The 18,346-nt window shown below is 37.4% G+C and carries 11 protein-coding genes; 10 read left to right on the forward strand and 1 reads right to left on the reverse strand.

Going from position 1 to position 18,346, the window contains the following annotated elements; genetic code table 11:
• Positions 1–485 (forward strand): T9SS type B sorting domain-containing protein (locus tag EQG61_RS13100; RefSeq protein WP_164974942.1); only part of this gene is annotated, 485 nt, incomplete at its 5' end.
• Between the two features lie 2,040 nt (positions 486–2,525).
• Here the strand turns inward: EQG61_RS13100 and EQG61_RS13105 are convergent.
• Positions 2,526–3,278 (reverse strand): hypothetical protein, encoded by a 753-nt coding sequence (locus tag EQG61_RS13105; protein ID WP_129462403.1) that lies wholly within the window; start codon positions 3,276–3,278, stop codon positions 2,526–2,528.
• Between the two features lie 1,996 nt (positions 3,279–5,274).
• Between EQG61_RS13105 and EQG61_RS13115 the strand changes: the two genes are divergently transcribed.
• From EQG61_RS13115 to EQG61_RS13155, 9 genes are all read left to right on the forward strand, one after another.
• On the forward strand, positions 5,275–5,565 hold the full coding sequence (locus EQG61_RS13115) for a hypothetical protein (protein ID WP_129462405.1): 291 nt from the start codon (positions 5,275–5,277) through the stop codon (positions 5,563–5,565).
• A 7-nt stretch (positions 5,566–5,572) separates the two neighbouring features.
• A complete protein-coding gene (locus EQG61_RS13120; protein ID WP_129462406.1) occupies positions 5,573–6,727 on the forward strand; it encodes a hypothetical protein in 1,155 nt (384 codons plus the stop codon).
• Between the two features lie 105 nt (positions 6,728–6,832).
• A complete protein-coding gene (locus tag EQG61_RS13125; RefSeq protein ID WP_129462407.1) occupies positions 6,833–7,867 on the forward strand; it encodes a hypothetical protein in 1,035 nt (344 codons plus the stop codon).
• An 11-nt stretch (positions 7,868–7,878) separates the two neighbouring features.
• The gene (locus EQG61_RS13130; protein ID WP_129462408.1) at positions 7,879–9,087 is read left to right on the forward strand and encodes an amidohydrolase family protein; all 1,209 of its coding nucleotides are present in this window, start codon (positions 7,879–7,881) and stop codon (positions 9,085–9,087) included.
• A 68-nt stretch (positions 9,088–9,155) separates the two neighbouring features.
• A complete protein-coding gene (locus tag EQG61_RS13135; RefSeq protein WP_129462409.1) occupies positions 9,156–10,454 on the forward strand; it encodes a hypothetical protein in 1,299 nt (432 codons plus the stop codon).
• A gap of 228 nt (positions 10,455–10,682) precedes the next feature.
• Entirely contained in the window at positions 10,683–15,566 is a 4,884-nt protein-coding gene (locus tag EQG61_RS13140; RefSeq protein ID WP_129462410.1) for a DEAD/DEAH box helicase, read from the forward strand.
• Between the two features lie 21 nt (positions 15,567–15,587).
• Positions 15,588–17,051 (forward strand): SIR2 family protein, encoded by a 1,464-nt coding sequence (locus EQG61_RS13145; protein ID WP_129462411.1) that lies wholly within the window; start codon positions 15,588–15,590, stop codon positions 17,049–17,051.
• A 2-nt stretch (positions 17,052–17,053) separates the two neighbouring features.
• The gene (locus EQG61_RS13150) at positions 17,054–17,725 is read left to right on the forward strand and encodes a TIR domain-containing protein (RefSeq protein ID WP_129462412.1); all 672 of its coding nucleotides are present in this window, start codon (positions 17,054–17,056) and stop codon (positions 17,723–17,725) included.
• Between the two features lie 19 nt (positions 17,726–17,744).
• Positions 17,745–18,158, forward strand: a complete 414-nt coding sequence (locus EQG61_RS13155) for a hypothetical protein (protein ID WP_129462413.1) — start codon at positions 17,745–17,747, stop codon at positions 18,156–18,158.
• The last annotated feature ends 188 nt before the right edge of the window (positions 18,159–18,346 follow it).

Below are 18,346 nucleotides of genomic sequence, written 5' to 3' on the forward strand. Positions count from 1 at the left end.
CTATTGGCTATGTAGTGACCAATGCCTTCTCCGACTTACAAACCATCACGGTGAATGTAACGGGTTATGGTAGCTATGTCTTCAGCTTAGACGACGGTCCGAGACAAATCTCGAATGTCTTTGAAAACGTACCATTAGGCGAACATACCATCACGGTTTGGGATACTGAAGGAGGTATGGACAACAGTTGTGATCCGTTAGTGATTAGTGGGGTATCGATTATCGATTATCCGCATTACTTCACTCCGAATGGAGACGGTATTCACGATACGTGGAATATTGTAGGGTTACAAAACACCACCGCGAAGATTTACATCTTTGACCGTATGGGTAAATTAATTAAACAGATTAGTCCGTCTTCACCAGGTTGGGATGGTACCTACAACGGCTATTTAGCTCCATCAACCGATTATTGGTTCAAGGTAGAATATGATGAAGGCGGAGTAATGAAAGAGTTTAAGGCGCATTTCTCGTTGAAACGTTAGTGACTAGTGATTAGTGACTAGATTTAGATATGGAAGCTGCTCGTAAAAGGGCAGCTTTTTTTATTATTATAAATTTTAAATGTTTTGGAGCACAATGGGGCACTAGGTTTTCACGATGTTTCACAAGGTGTAGTCATGAACAAGTACCTCTCTTTCTTCTTGCTTCTTGCTTCTTTCTTCTTGTTTCTAAAAAAGTAAAAACATCACGTTTAATCGGATTAATTAATTTAAATGATGTCATTATGGTTGGGTTTTGGAGCACAAGGTAACACAAGGTTTTCACGATGTTTCACAAGGTGTAGCCATGAACTAGCACCCCCTCTTTTTTCTTGTCTCTTTCTTCTTGCTTCTTCTAATAAACCAAACACTATTACTAGGAGAAAAACCGATTTGGGGATAGGAATAATACTTTGAAATTGGGTAGGAAGTCCTAGGGATTTATTGATTGGGAACTGTGATATTTGTACTAACAAAAACACGCATTACGAGATTCTCGATTTTCATAATCGTAAATCGTGTTTGGCAAGACGAGGAAAAGGAAGCGGAAGCTTCCTTTTTTTTTGGGGTTAAAAGTTTCAAGTTTAATGTTTCAGGTTGGACAACGTGTGAGTTCACGTTTTTAATTACTCAGAAGCTTAGTGGCTTAGTAGCTTTTCAATACTGTATATATTGAAGTAACTACTTTTAATTGGCTTTTTACTTTTTGTCTTGACACAAAAAGTAACCAAAAAGTCAAGGCTTAATACAAAAAAGCTACTTTTCTACGGGTTGTCGCTTGTCCGCAACCCGAGTCGCTAATCGCTATGTGGGTTGCTCCTAGCGCTCCAACCCTTGAAAAGATACGCTTTTTTCTATTAGGCCGGGGCTTTCTAAGAACGTATGTGCTGAATTACGGGAGATTGATTTTGTTTCAAGTTTCAGGTTTCAGGTTTCAAGTTAGCGCTGTTAAAGTTGACGTTTTGTTTTTGAATCTAGTATGTTGTCTTCTGTTTGGAAATTCTCAGAAGCTTAGTGGCTTAGCGTCTTAGTGGCTAGGAAAAGGTTTCAAGTTTCAGGTTTAAAGTTTCAAGTTGATTCCGGGTAAGTTCATGTTTGGAATTACTCAGAAGCTTAGTGGCTTAGTAGCTTTTCAATACTGTATATATTGAAGTAACTACTTTTAATTGGCTTTTTACTTTTTGTCTTGACACAAAAAGTAACCAAAAAGTCAAGGCTTAATACAAAAAAGCTACTTTTCTACGGGTTTTCGCTCGTCCGCAACCCGAGTCGCTAATCGCTATGTGGGTTGCTCCTAGCGCTCCAACCCTTGAAAAGATACGCTTTTTTCTATTAGGCCGGGGGCTTTCTAAGAACGTAAGTGCTGAATTACGGGAAATAGGATTTGTTTCAAGTTTAAGGTTTCAAGTTGGTACTTTGTAAGTTGAAGTATTGTTTTTTTAATCATGTTTCTAGCCTACTGTATGGGATTTCTCCTGGCGTCGAAATGACAAACTGGATGGAGTATTTTTTTGCTAGTAAAAAACATTTATGCGCAATCTTGTCATTTCGACGTAAGGAGAAATCCCATCCCAATTTTCACGCGGTGAAGTTTCAAGTTTCAGGTTTCAAGTTTCAGGTTGATTCCAGGTAAGTTCATGTTTTTTTAATTACTCAGAAGCTTAGTGGCTTAGCGTCTTAGTGGCTAGGAAAAGGTTTCAAGTTTAAGGTTTAAGGTTTAAAGTTGATTCCGGGTAAGTTCATGTTTTTTTAATTACTCAGAAGCTTAGCGGCTTAGCGTCTTAGTGGCTATGAAAGGGTTTCAAGTTTCAGGTTTAAAGTTTCAAGTTGATTCCATGTAATTTAATGTGTTTTTTAATTACTCAGAAGCTTAGTGGCTTAGTGGCTAGGATAAGGGTTTCAAGTTTCAGGCTTAAGGTTTCAGGTTGATTCCAAGTAAATTCTCGTTTGGAATAACTCAGAAGCTCAGTGGCTTAGCGTCTTAGTATCTTTGTGGCACAATAAAAAAACCCGATAACGGGGGAGCTATCGGGTTTGGGGTGGTTACAGTACTTCTAAAATGTTTAGCGAGCTGTATTCCTCATTTTTGAGGGGATAGAAGACGCCGTTGATTTCTTGACTGAAGGTGATCAATAAGAGATAAAAGACAATTCCTGTTCCGACGGGCATTGCTGTGGGGGTCAAGGTAACATCGGTGGGGACCATTGATTCCAAGGGACGGGATTCGACGTTGCTGTAGGTCAATTGGTGTTCTTCAGTCACAAAGTCAAGATTCAGCACAGCCGTTTGAAAATTGATGTGCGAGGCTCCTCTGGGTGCTAGAATGTTTTCCTCGGTGATCAAATCGGTAATGGTTACCACCCCTGTCGCATTATCCAATTGAATTGGGATAAAAACAATTTCGGATAACTGCCCCGTTTCGTTGAAATCAAATCCTTTTAAGATTGCTTTTCCCTCTGGGGTTTGAAGACCATTGGCTACCAATCGTTGTCCTCTCACAGATACGGCATCCAATTTTTTGATTTGTGTAAGATGCGTCATCAATCGGTTGTTCAATTTGTTGTTCTTTGCTTTGAATAACAAACTCCCCACGGATTTGCGCAACAAACCGGCTGCATTCATACTTAATCCGAACTCGGACATGTTTTCACGGGTACGTTTAAAACTGGGATCGTTTTTGATGCGTTCTCCGCTCATTGTTGAACGACGACGCACATAATTTTTTCCGTCTTTTCTGTAAAAGGTCAAGTTCTCTACTGACCCTTCGATGCTGATAATACTGCTACTTTTAGCCATTTTTAAAAAAATTTAAGTTAAACATTGGGTTATATTTCGAGACAAAGAAATCACGATATAAAACACTGTGCAACAGAACACTACCGTCTGTGCCGTTTTTGCCAATTCGTTTTCATTCTGCCTATTTTTGCCGTTTTTGCCTAACTTAAAAAAGGGGTTGGGTACGGTTATCCTAAAGGTATAGTAACCTTTACCTAAAGGATACCATTAGTTAACCACGGGGTTAGTACGGGGTTAGTACGGGGTTAGTCCGAGGTTAGTCCGAGGTTAGAGGGGCTTGAACAGTACTCAGTTGCTAGCGCAGTTTACAGTCTCAGTCGCAGTTTTCAGTTTGAGTTGGTTGGGTTGAAGTATCGATTTTAAAACATGTATGTTACCAACTGTATGGGATTTCTCCTAACGTCGAAATGACAAACTGGATGGGGAAAGGATGAATTGGTTTAAAAGTGGAAAGAGAAGGTTAAGTCGCAGTCTCAGTCGCAGTTTTCAGTTTGAGTTGGTTGGGTTGATGAATTGTTTTTTAAATCATGTATCTAGCCTACTGTATGGGATTTCTCCTGGCGTCGAAATGACAAACTGGATGGGGTATTTTTTTGCTTGCAAAAAAACATTTATGCGCAATCTTGTCATTTCGACGTAAGGAGAAATCCCATCCCAATTTTCACGCTGTGACAGTTTGCAGTTGCTAGCGCAGTTTACAGTCGCAGTCGCATTCTCAGTCTCAGTCGCATTTGAAGTTTGCAGTGGGGGTTGGTTAGGTTGAAGTATGGTTACTTTACTGAGGTTGTGCGCTTTACTGATGGATATGTTAAAAATTTGGCACGGGTTTTGTTTATGCCTTTTTAACCTAAAAAAATTATTCGCCAATTTTATGAGCACAACTTTTACGCTTTGCTAATGCCATGTTACGCATTTGCATTTATCCGAAAGACGTCGTGATTTTGACAGGGAAATCCGAACGTTATGGCCGAGAGATTATTTCACGAATCAAGAAGGCCGAAATGAAAGAAAAACGGCAACCTGTAACCGTTGAAGAATTTTGTAATTATATGCGCCTGGATTCCCAACAGGTATTGCGGTTGTTGAATGATCGAAGGTGACTTGCGCAATTGCTTGCGCAGTACTCAGTCGCAGTCGCAGCTTGCAGTTGCTTGCGCAGTCACAGTCGCAGTCGCAGTTTTCAGTTTGAGTTGGTTGGGTTGATGAATTGTTTTTTAAATCAAGAAAATTAACCTGAATAACAGTATTTAAGGATCATTTTCATAGTTTCAAGTCTGTATGCTAAAGTAATTTTTACTTTTTGTCTTGACACAAAAAGTAACCAAAAAGTCAAGGCTTAATACAAAAAAGCTACTTTTCTACGGGTTTTCGCTCGTCCGCAACCCGAGTCGCTAATCGCTATGTGGGTTGCTCCTAGCGCTCCAACCCTTGAAAAGATACGCTTTTTTCTATTAGGCCGGGGCTTTCTAAGAACGTAAGTGCTGAATTACGGGAGATTGGTTTTGTTTCAAGTTTCAAGTTGATCCCGGGTAAGTTCATGTTTGGAATTACTTTGATGCTTAGCGGCTTAGTGGCTATAAAAGGGTTTCAGGTTTCAGGTTTAAAGTTTAAAGTTGATTCCGGGTAAGTTCATGTTTTTTTAATTACTCAGAAGCTTAGTGGCTTAGCGTCTTAGTGGCTAGGAAAAGGTTTCAAGTTTAAGGTTTAAGGTTGATTTCAAGTAAGTTCATGTTTGGAATTACTCAGGAGCTTTGTGCCTTAGTGTCTTTGTGGCTAATCCCAAAAAATAGGAAAAATACTTTTAAAAAAGGGGGAAAATCCTACTGTTAAAATGAAAATTTAAAGCGAATATTGTATAAGGTATGCAGCTGAAGCTAAGTGGTTTACATTTTGCTTCCCGTCACTCCTTTTCCCTGATTCCTAAAACCTACGCCCCGCTTCTACTGGCCTAATTTGTGAAATATAGTTGATTTGATAATCCCTAAACCCTAATACCATGAAAACAATTCGTATTACCGCAGCAATTAGTTCGGTTTTTGCCCCCAAGTCGCTCTTGGTGGTGATTGACAACAAAGACGATAATGGCTTCGATAAGGAGTACCGCTCCCGAAAGTCCTTTGACCAAGAATTTGAGGCCGGAACGGGTCGCTATGTCATCAAAATTTTTGGCATGAACCAAATCGAGGGTTCGACCACGATCACCGTCTCGGGTGATTTTGAAGAGGCACAGACCCAATCGTCTGATGAAGTGGATTATGTAATGTATTTCGTAGGTACTGTTAACTAATTGCTCTATGAAAAAAATTCAGACGCTTCTTCTCCTCGCTTGTTTGAGCCCGATGCTTTGGGGACAAACTGCTCCCGCTCTCTCGCAAAACTTTGCCGAAATTGAAAAGCTTAAATCGCAAAACCTGAAGGATGCCTTTGCCACATTTTACCAAATTGCACTAAAGAATAGTGATGTCAATGAAAAATCCCTCAACCTCAACGGTTCGCTCTTTTCCCTCTACTACGCCCATGATAAAGCCAAGGTGCAACAGTACTCGGAAGACCAAATTCGTTTTTTGCGGAATTTCAACCTCAACGCTAAAATCAATCTAAACGACGACTACCAGTACCAAGGGTATGCCGTAGGTTTCCAATGGGCCATAATCAATGCTCGGGATACGAAATTCATGAACCTCACCCAAGATGAGGCGTTCATGTTGTATGACGAACTCTTACTCTCGGTGCTTCGTGAAGCGGTAACACCCTTGGAGGATGCTATTTTAAATGGCCAACTCCCCGCAGCAGAACAAGCAGCTCAATTCCAAAAACTACAGACGCTCATGAGTCAGGTGATTCGTGATGAACTCGATGCGGTACGGAAAGATCCGCTGGGTCAACAACTCCTTACCCTTTGTGACCAACAGATTGCCAAAAATGCTCAACTTCAAGCTATCGGGATGATGACTACTAACGATTTGGTTCAAAAACGGAAAGAACGGTACCGCCAACTTATCGCAGACACGGAAAAACTTCCTTTTTGGTCGGTGAATCCGTATGCTAAGACCGATACTCAAGGTCGGATCAATCAAGGGGCCTTCGAGAGTATCTTCTTGTGGAGTGGAAAAAGGGGCGAATTGGATGTTCGAGCGAAATACAACTATGCCGATACCTTATCCACTGGTGTGCGGGAAAAAATGGGAATTACGCTGGGATACAACTTCAAATGGGGTGCGACGCAAGACGAAGTGAGTGTCTTTGAAGTAAAATTTTCAGGGGCCTATCAACGTGTATTGCGTGGCCTTTTGGCCGATGAGGCACGGGAAAAACTGTCTGCTGTAGCCGACATTAAATTTCGTTTATCCGAGAATTTCATCCTGCCCTTTACCCTACAATACGACCCCAAGCAGGGAAAACTGTTTGGCTTTTTAAATCTTACGTATAACTTCAACCTCAAGCCTTAAGACCATGGGACCTAAAGTCATTTTTACATTGGTGTACACCCTACTCCTGCTCCTCGTGAAATCGTGAGTAAACACTAACCCAACATTATCCTAACCCTTTACAATATGGAACTACCCAAAATTCTCGAACTCTTAATTGCTGTTGGATTATTCTATTTTCTCTTCAGCACATTGGTGTCTATTCTCTTTGAATGGTATGCCTATAAAACCGAACAACGGGGTCGGTTTTTGTATGAAACGCTGCATAAACTGTTGCAAGACCCGGTGAATAAAAACTACGGGGCGTTGGTGTACAGTCATTTTAACCTGGTGAGTATTCGCAAGGATCGAGATTCGTATCCGCAGTACATCTCCTCAGAAATGTTTGCCGACACGCTGATTGATGTCATCGGGAGTCAGTCGGAGCAAACCACCTTTACCCCCGTCTTTGCTGCGGACGACCCGACGCAATTGCTGGAGGTTAAACTGGACGAAAACCGCATTACCGATCCCTATGCGCGGTATTGTGCGGGTGTGGAAGCGATGCACTACAGTCCGCTGAAAAGCATCTTGCGCAGCTTTGGGGAAAAGACGGCGAATTATGCCGAACTCAAGGCGCACATCATGAAATGGTACGACGATTATATGGCGCGGGTGACGGGTTGGTACAAGACAAAGATCAAGAATACGCTACTCGGTATCAGCTTTTTGGTGTGTATAACGCTGAATGTGGATTCGATTTCGTTTATCAAAAAAATCAATGCCGACGAGCAATTGCGGAAATCGTTGGTGAGCGGCACGGAGAAGTTGATTGCCGAGCGGTTGAAGCACAACCAAAAGGAAGAAGCCAAAATGAAGACCACGGAGAAAATGACCTTTATCGTAGATGGGGAACCCATACAGAAAACGGTGCGCCTCTCCCCTAACGATTCGCTGTACATATCGCAATTGAATGCTACTGTAAGTAGTATCCAACAAAACCATATTCCGATTGGATATACCGAGGGCGTTACGGCACCGTTTCAATCCTTTAAACGCTTCTTTTGGTGGGTGTTGGGAATTACCATCTCTACGTTTGCTTTGAGTTTTGGTGCGCCCTTCTGGTTTGAGGTTTTGGTCAAGGCTGTTAACATTCGTCGTTCAGGTATTAAACCCAATTAATCGCAATTCGTATGAAAACAAAATACAATATTCACACCCATATTTTCACGGGGCAGTGTGCGCCCAAGGACTTTTTACAAGTAGGACTCGCTTTAGGCGATGGCTTTTCGGTCTTTTTAAAAGGCTTATTCATGACGCGGCCGGTAGGTTGGTTGATTTCAAAACTAGGGTCGCGCCTCCACAACAAAACACTACAATTCTTAAAAATTGGCGTGATGGCGAGTCAGCGGGAAGTATTTGACAGCTTGCGTGAGCAGTATGCGCACAGTGCGTACAGCGACATGAAGTTTATTGCGTTAACCTTGGACATGGATTATATGACCGATGCGAAGCGGCGTCCGAATGTGGATTTCAATGCCCAATTGCAGGAAATGTTGAAGATCAAGAAAACCTTTCCTGACTTGGTTTTTCCGTTTTACGGGATTGACCCGCGCAATCCGGCGACGGTTACGATGACAGCCCTGCGGACGGCGTTGGAAAGCGGTGCCTTTAGTGGGATTAAGTTGTATCCCCCGAACGGGTTCTTTCCGTTTGACCCGCGCTTGGATGCGGTGTATGCCTATGCGGAAGCCCACAGTATTCCGATTATGACCCATTGCACTCGTGGAGGGAGTTATTACATTGGGGAGCGCGTGTGGGACTTGCTTCCTGACCAGCCTGCCTCGTTAAACCCGACGCATCCCGTGATGGCCAAAGTGGTGGCCCGTATCCAAGCCTACAAAACGGCAGCCGACAAGCACTATCAAAAGGCAGCCTATGCCTGCAATTTGTTCACCCACCCCGAGAACTATGTCCCGGTATTGGCGAAATACCCCAAATTGAAATTGTGCATTGCGCATTTGGGGGGCGATGTAGAGATTTTGGGCGGTCAAAACCCGAATAGAAAGCGGGCGCAGTGGTCGGTAACGGCCATGGGCTTGGAAGGCAGTACGCAAACCTGGTACGAACTGATCAAAACTGAAATCTTGGCGGCCTACCCCAACACGTACACGGACATCTCCTACTCCTTGTGCGACGCGGCCTGCATGCAAGTCTTGCAACGCGACTTGGCCAACAGCAGTATCCCCAGCGACCGGGTGTTGTTTGGCACGGACTACTTCATGGTCACCAAAGAAAACAGCGAGTTGAACGTTACGACGCTAGCGGCCCAGGTCTTGGGGGAACAGTTGGAACCCCTGATGACTTCGAACAACGCGCGGTATTTGTTTGGGAAGGTATAATAAACGCATATCGCAAAAAGCCCTTGCTTGACCTACAGTAAAGTTGTAACCTCTAAACTCTTATAATTATGAAAACAAATCAATTTCTAACAACTTTGTTTTTAGTTTTAATATCATTGAAAGCAATTTGTCAAATAGAAACTCCAACAGACATTATCACTAACAGAAATTTTGAAGGTAGTGCACCATCTAATGTTGATGAATTGAGAAATACACTCAATTATTATTTAGACGATATACGTGAATTAAAATTAAAACAACCCAAAGCTATTTTTAACAATAAAATGTTGAATACTTTTTTTAATAATGAAATTAATTCATTTGCTGTAGAAATGAAAGACTTAAGTTTAGACACCAATTTTTCAAATATTGACACTGAAAATAAAATGATAACAATTGGTACCAATATAAATTTTAAAAATTTATTTAATGTAGCTGACAAAAATTTAAGAAAAACAAATCATGTTTTAAGTTTAAGTGTATCGGGAAAAATTGATAAAAACTATTCAAAAGTTTACAGTTATTCCAAAACAACGAATGAATATGATTTCGCAAGTGATTTTGGAATAAATATTAAATATACTTATTTATTTAATGGCACTGTAAAGTTCAATCCAGAAATAAATTCTAGAATTGTAAATTATAGATCAGGAGAATTAAATACAATAGTTACACGATTTATAGAAGATGATATTAGAAACAATAACGATGATGTAATAAAAAAGTATTATAAATATTATCAATTTATTGCTGAAACTGAAATTAAAGAATTTGAAAAGTCGAATTTTATAAATTCTTACTCATTATGTTATTTAACATTTAATTCTTACATACCCTTAACAAATAAAATTGTAAATCACAAAAAAGAATCTACACTTGGTAATTTTGACAATTCAACTTTCAATAATTGGAAATTTGATTTTTCATTAAATTATTTTAAAAATTCTATAATAAATAAATTTTTACTCAATTGCAGATTGAATTACTCTTTGTTTAATAACAACAATTTTATTGCTGAAAATACAACTCCAGTCACTTTTCAAAATATCACAGTCCAAAATACATCACAACAAGTGATTAATTCATCTGATTTTATTTTTATAGGTGATTACAAAACTTTTGTGACACAGTGTTTTAAATTTGAATTTTCTAGCTTATTCATAAATAAAGCAATAGGTTTAAGTGCTGCTTTTGAAAAAAATATTGGTCAATATGATGCTAAAAACTGGAAAATTGGCATTCCTGTTAGTTTAAAAGACAATACAAACAAGCCAAAAGTCAATTTTGAAATTCAATGGAAAGAAGTAAATTCTAATCATTTCATTGGTGTAAGTATCGGATATATTTTTGGAAAATTCTTAAAATAACTAGGAAAAAAACCTCCCCTTCACTAGGAAAAACCCTAGTGATTAGTTAAATGGAAAGTGGTACACTTGCAATGGGTTAGTTATACATAGCAAAAAAAGGGTAAATGCGGAAATCCGTAAACTACCTGTACGAAAACCTTGTATTTTTAAATCCCCAATTGGTTTGACTAGTTGGGGATTTTTTGGTAGGTTTGAGGAAAATAAACAACAAGAATTAATTAATAATAAATGAACGATTTCACCCGAATATTAGACAAATACAGAAAAATTTCATTCTCCCAAAAAGACAAAGGTGAACGCTTTGAACGTTTAATGCAAGGTTATCTGCAAACGGAACCCATCTATGCATCCAAATTCAAGAAAGTATGGCTTTGGAATGAATTTCCAGGGAAAAATGATTTAGGAGGAACTGATACAGGCATTGATTTGGTTGCTTTAACTAATGATGGTGATTATTGGGCGATTCAATGTAAATGTTTTCAAGAAGGTTCTACCATTGATAAGCCAGCAGTCGATTCGTTTCTTGCAACCTCAAGTCGAAAATTTAAAGATGAAAATTTAAAAACCATTCAATTTTCGCATAGGCTTTGGATATCTACAACTAATAGATGGGGTGCAAATGCAGAAGAAGCCATCAAAAACCAACATCCTCCTGTATCAAGGATTAGTCTATATGATTTACAAGTAGCACCAATAGATTGGGAAAAATTAGAGAATGATATCCATGGCGAAAAAGCACGAATTGCTGGACGCGATCTAAGAGCGCATCAAAAAACAGCTTTAGACTTAACAGAGGCCCATCTAACAAACAATGATAGAGGAAAACTCATCATGGCTTGTGGAACTGGAAAAACCTTTACAGCTTTGCGCATTGCCGAAAATCAAACCAACAATAATGGTTTAGTATTATTTCTTGTCCCCTCAATTGCGCTTTTGGGACAAACATTGCGCGAATGGTCAACCTTTGCTGTAAAACCCATCAACGCAATTTGTATTTGTTCTGATCCTGAAATTTCCAAAACAAAAAAACAAAACGAAGATAAAGACACTACAAAAACTATCGATTTAGCATTACCTGCTTCCACAAATACTGCTGAAATTCTGAATCAGTTCCAACATCATTCTAAACAAGGAAATGAAGGAATGACAGTTGTGTTTTCAACCTACCAATCGATAGCTGTTATTGCTGCTGCACAAAAAGAATTAATCAAAAATGGGTATCCAGAATTTGATTTAATCATTTGTGATGAAGCCCACCGTACAACAGGAGTTTCTCTTGCAGGTGAAGATGAATCTGCATTTACTAAAGTGCATGATAATTCTTTTATTCAAGCCAAGAAGAGAATATACATGACGGCTACTCCCCGACTATATGACTTGGAAACCAAAAGTAAAGCAGCTCAAGCCGAAGCTATACTTTGCTCCATGGATGATGAAAGTCTTTATGGCAAAGAAATCTACCGAATTGGTTTTGGTGAAGCGGTAGAGAAAGACTTATTAACCGATTATAAAGTATTAATTCTCACGTTGAATGATAAAGACGTTCCTCCGGCAGTCCAAAAAATGATTATGGACAAGGAAAGTGAAATTAATACGGATGATGCTTCTAAATTGATTGGCTGTATCAATGCTTTGTCCAAGCAATTTTTGGGTGAAATGGGTATTTTAGAGAAATCAGACCCAAACCCGATGAAAAAAGCAGTGGCTTTCTGCCAAAGTATTGCCACTTCGAAAAAAATAACCGCTACTTTTAATGTAACTACCGATGCTTACATCGATTCATTACCGACCAGTAAAAAGAAAAAAATGGTTTCGGTTACCTCAAAACACATTGACGGTAGTATGTCTGCTCCCGAGCGTGATGAGTTATTGGGTTGGTTAAAAACAGATGGTGATGATAACGAATGTAGAATATTAACCAATGTCCGTTGTTTGAGTGAAGGTGTGGATGTCCCTTCTCTTGATGCTGTTCTATTCTTATCGGCACGCAACTCCCAAGTAGATGTAGTACAATCGGTTGGACGTGTCATGCGTAAAGCTCCTGGTAAAAAATACGGGTATATTATTATCCCTGTGGTTGTTCCTTCTGATGTAGAAGCAGATAAAGCCTTGGATGATAACGAACGTTATAAAGTCGTTTGGACGGTGCTTAATGCCTTACGTGCGCATGATGATCGTTTTAATGCCATTGTAAACAAAATTGAACTCAACAAAAACAAACCACAACAAATTCTTGTAGGAAGGCCTGATTTTTCATTTGATGGCGATGGTAACCCATTGCAATGGAATGATGATAATGACATTTACCAAACTGCTAATGATATTAACCAACAAATGTCTTTACAGTTTGAACAGTTGCAAAATGTGGTATTTGCCCGTATGGTGGAAAAAGTAGGCGACCGACGCTATTGGGAACAATGGGCTAAAAATGTGGCCGAAATTGCCGAACGACAAGTTACTCGTATTAACAGACTCATTGAAGAAGACCAAACCCATGAAAAGACGTTTGAAAACTTCCTGAAAGGTTTGCAGAAAAATATTAACCCGAGTATTACTAAGCAACAAGCAGTAGATATGCTTTCACAGCATATTATTACCAAGCCGGTTTTTGAAGCTTTGTTTGATGGATATTCGTTTGTAAAGAACAACCCTATTTCGATATCTATGCAGTCGATGTTGGATTTGTTGGAAGACCAATCATTTGACAAAGATGCCGAAACCTTACAAAAATTCTACGATTCGGTAAAAATGCGTGCCTCTGGGATTGATAATGCAGAGGGGAAACAGCGCATCATAATTGAGTTGTATGACAAGTTCTTTAAAACGGCTTTCCCTAAAATGGTGGAACAATTGGGTATTGTATATACGCCCGTTGAAGTGGTGGACTTTATCATTCATTCGGTGAACGATATTTTGAAAAAAGAGTTTGAGCGTAGTTTAACCGACGAAAATGTTCATATTTTAGATCCTTTTACGGGAACGGGAACCTTTATTACCCGATTGCTACAAAGTGGTTTAATTGCTGAGAAGGATTTAGAACGCAAATACCTGCACGAACTACATGCCAATGAAATTGTACTCCTTGCCTATTATATTGCCACCATTAATATTGAAAATGCTTATCACGATGCTACACCCGACCCTGATGATGGAATTGGCAAAGAAAAGTACCAACCATTTGACGGTATTGTATTGACCGACACCTTCCAACTGGGCGAAACCGATGCCAGTGAGCAGCTATTCTCCGAAATGTTCCCTCAAAATTCAGAAAGGGTGGCAAAGCAAAAGAAAGCACCGTTGCGTGTGATTATTGGAAATCCACCTTATTCTATTGGGCAAAAGAACGCTAATGATAATGCACAAAATCAAAGTTACCCCAATTTAGATGCAAAAATTGCATCCTCCTATGCTAAGTTATCCTCTGCGGGTCTAAACAAATCGTTGTATGATGCATATATCAAGGCATTTCGATGGAGTACAGACCGTTTAGATGAAAATGGAGGTGTAATTGCTTTTATAACCAATGGTGCTTGGTTAGATGGTAATAGTACCGATGGATTTAGAAAAAGTATAGAAAATGAGTTTTCCTCAATTTATGTTTTTAATTTAAGAGGAAATGCCAGAACTAGTGGAGAACTAAGACAAAAAGAAGCTGGCAACGTTTTTGGTTCAGGTTCAAGAACACCAATATCCATAACGCTCTTAATTAAAAATCCAGATGTTAAAACAGAAAAAGCAACTATTCATTATCATGAAATTGGTGATTATTTAAGTCGGGAACAAAAACTTGACATTGTCAGTCAATTCAAATCAGGCGGGCATGATACTTTCCCTTGGAAACAATTAATACCTAATGAACATGGAGACTGGATTTCACAGAGAAATGATGCTTTTGAAAATTATTTTCAATTAGCTCCTTCAAAAACATATGATACTAAAAGCCATTCTTTTTTTGTACCACAATCATTAGGGGTTTTAACTGCAAGAGATGCTTGGGTATATAATTTTTCTAAAAAAGAGCTAATTGATAATATCAATAAAACTATTTCTCATTATAATGAACAAAGAAATCTCATAATAACAAAACAAATTAGTGACCCAATCACTGATTCTACAAAAGGTAGTTGGTCACAAATATGGATTGATTTAGTAAATAAAAACTATGAAATAAAAGATGATAGTAAGGAATATAGGATATCTGAATATAGACCATTCATTAAAAGTAATTTATATTTTGGCAAAGATTTAATTGCTAGGAGATATCAATTACCTAAAATTTTCCCTAATTCAGCAAAGAATAAAAATTTAGCTATCGTAACAACTGGGGCAGGTGCAGGTAAACCATTTTCAACATTAATTGTGAATAATATTCCAAATTATGATTTTATTGAAAAATCTAATTGCTTCCCCCTCTATTACTACGAAGAAAACATCTCTGCCCAAAAAGGCTTGTTTGATGAAGGTAATGAAGGTGATTATATCCGCAGAGATGGGGTTAGTGATTTTATACTGGAACGAGCTAAAAAGCAATATGGTAAAAACGTTACTAAAGAAGATATTTTTTATTATGTGTATGGCTTTTTACACAGTCCGGAGTATCGTGAAACGTTTGCCAATGATTTAAAAAAAATGTTACCTCGCTTGCCGTTGGTAGAAGATGTGCGTGATTTTTGGGCGTTTAGCAAAGCGGGGAGAACGTTAGCCGAGTTGCACTTAAACTATGAAAGTATTCCTGCCTATGAAGGAGTAACCATTCAATCCCCTGATGTTATTTATCAAATGTCACCTTACGAAATGTATGAAGTGACCAAAATGCGTTTTCCAAAAAAAGACCAAAAGGACACTATCATTTACAACGGTAATTTCATCATCACGAATATTCCAGCCAAAGCCTATGAATATGTGGTAAACGGCAAAAGTGCCATTGAATGGATCATGGAGCGCTACCAAGTAACGGTACACAAAGACAGCGGCATCAAAAACAATCCCAATGATTGGGCGCTAGAACACGACAACCCGAGCTATATATATGATTTACTATTGAGTATTATCAATGTAAGCGTACAAACGGTAGAAATTGTGGAGGGGTTGCCGAAGGTGAGGTTTGAGTGATGATTTTAAAAGTAAAAAAACATGGAATTTACGCACGAACAAAAGAGATTTATTTATGAATTTGTTATTGAAATTAATAATGGTGATGCTGCAATTTTTGCTGGAGCAGGTTTGTCTGCTACTTCAGGATTTGTTAATTGGAAAGAATTGTTAAAAGATTTAGCCGATGAAATAGGTTTAAATGTTGATAAGGAAAGTGATTTAATTTCTGTAGCTCAATATTATTGCAATAGTTTTAACAGAGCTAAAATAAATGATAAGATAATTAATGAATTTACAACTCTAAAAAAAGGAAACGAAAACCATTATTTATTATCAAGAATAGGTATTGATACATTTTGGACAACTAATTATGACCAATTAATTGAAAAAACTTTACAAGAAGATGGGAAAATTATTGACTTAAAAATTGTCAAAGAGCATTTCTCAAGATATATAAAGAAAAAAGATGCTGTTGTATATAAAATGCATGGTGATAAGGATTCACCTCATGAAGCTGTTTTAACTAAAGATGATTATGACTATTATAATGTAAATAGAGAACTTTTTTCAACTGCACTTAGAGGCGATCTTTTATCTAGGAAGTTCTTATTTATTGGTTTTAGTTTTGATGATCCAAATTTAGATTTCATCTTAAGCCGAATTAAAATATTACTTGAAGAACACACCCCAAATCACTTTTGCTTTTTTAAAGAAATCTCAGAAAAAGATTTTCAAGATAAAAACAAATTACCTGAAGAAAATAAAAAAGACTTTTTATATGCAGAAATAAAGCAAAGTTTAAAGATTGCAGATTTAAAGAGATATGGTATAAATGCTGTAATGGTAAAAGAATATACTGAAATCACAGAAATACTTCTAGAAATTGAGAGACGTGTAAAGAGAAAAAATATTTTTATATCTGGTGCAGCCCATATTTATGATCCTTACTCAATTGATGAAGCAAAAGAATTTATTCATAATCTAAGTTATAGAATTGCTGAAAAGGAATATAAAATAGTTTCTGGTTATGGGCTAGGAATTGGAAGTATGATTATTAATGGAGCATTAGATTTTAAACTTAATTCAAAATATCCAAGTTTAGATGACCTATTAATTTTAAGACCTTTCCCTCAAATTCAATCAGGTTCAAAAACAATACCTGAAATTTGGACAGAATATAGAAAAGATATGTTATCAAAAGCCGGAATAGCTGTTTTTGTTTTTGGTAATAAACTTTTAGCAAACGGTGATATAGTGGACTCAGATGGCATGATAGAAGAATTTAATATTTGTTTGGAGAATAAAGTCATTCCTATTCCTATTGGAGCTACTGGTTATATATCAAAAAAATTGTGGCATAAAGTTATGGGTGATTTCTATCAGTATTTTCCAAAAAATACTGATTTAGAAGATGCCTTAAGAGAATTAGGTAATGATAAACTTAATAGAGATGAAATAATCACGAATACAATTAAAGCAATCAACATTTTACAAAAATTATAATTATGGGGAAAAAAATATTTGTATCTTATAAGTATTCTGACGATAATGTTGAATCATTACCCGGAAAAGGTTGGTTTGAAAAAACAACAGTTAGGGACTATGTTGACAAATTTGAAACGCTTTTAGAAGATGAAGATGACATTTATAAAGGTGAATCAGATGGTGAAGATTTAAGTGAAAAAAGTGAAGACGAAATAGCTGAACTTTTAAAAGATAGAATTTATGATAGTACTGTTACAGTTATATTTATTTCTAAAGGAATGAATGAAAATAGACCTGAGAATGATCAATGGATTCCCTGGGAAATATGTTACTCAATAAAAGAAATAACTCGAGGAGGTAGAACTAGCCAAACCAATGCTGTTTTATGCGTTGTTTTGCCTGATAATAATGGAAGTTATGAATATTTGATAACCTACGACAGTGAATGTAATTGCATGAACTACAAAACATATTTTTTATTTCCCATTATAAGAAAGAATATGTTCAACATAAAAGAACCAGTAACTACATTTTGTAAAAATCAAACAGTTTATCATGGATATTCTTCATATTTCCATATGGTAAAATGGGAAGATTTTATAAAAGATTATAAATCACAGATAGATATTTGTTTACATATAAAAGATAATATAGATGATTATGAAGACTTATGTAAAAAATTGGAAGCTTAAAATAGAATAACAAAATAAAATGAATACGATTGTAGGACTCTATGAGTCAGGCAGTAAAGGTAAGACATCAACACTTAATATGCTGATATATCTTTTGGAAATTGCAACGAGTGGTACTACAAACAACCATTCTATTTTAACCGATAGAAGAGCAGTATTTGTCTTTAATAATTTAGTTATTGGTATAGGAACTGGTGGAGATACATGGAGTGTTGTGGATGATAATTGCAAGTTTTTTGATTTCCATAATTGTGATATTGTATTTACCGCTACTCGAAAAAAATCGGATTCAGGTTCAGTAAAAAGATTAGAGAATTATGCACAACAACATGGTTTAAATGTAACTTGGCAAAGAAAGAATTTAACTAATAATTCTCAAAATGAGAACAATGTCAATTTTTTACAAGCTTTGTCATTATTTAATTTAATTTAAAGTATTAAAAAATCGCTAAAATCCTTTTCGAGTTTGACTTCAAAATACAGAATAAAATTCATAAATAATATTGAAGAAAACCAACACCTCACCTCTTTACGTGATTGGTTGTTACCGATGTTGATGAATGGTCAGGTTACGGTTGGTGAGGTTGAGCGAGAGTTGAGGATGGTTGCGGAGGAGAGAAG

The sequence above is a fragment of the Flavobacterium stagni genome, from assembly GCF_004122105.1.
Taxonomy (GTDB): domain Bacteria; phylum Bacteroidota; class Bacteroidia; order Flavobacteriales; family Flavobacteriaceae; genus Flavobacterium; species Flavobacterium stagni.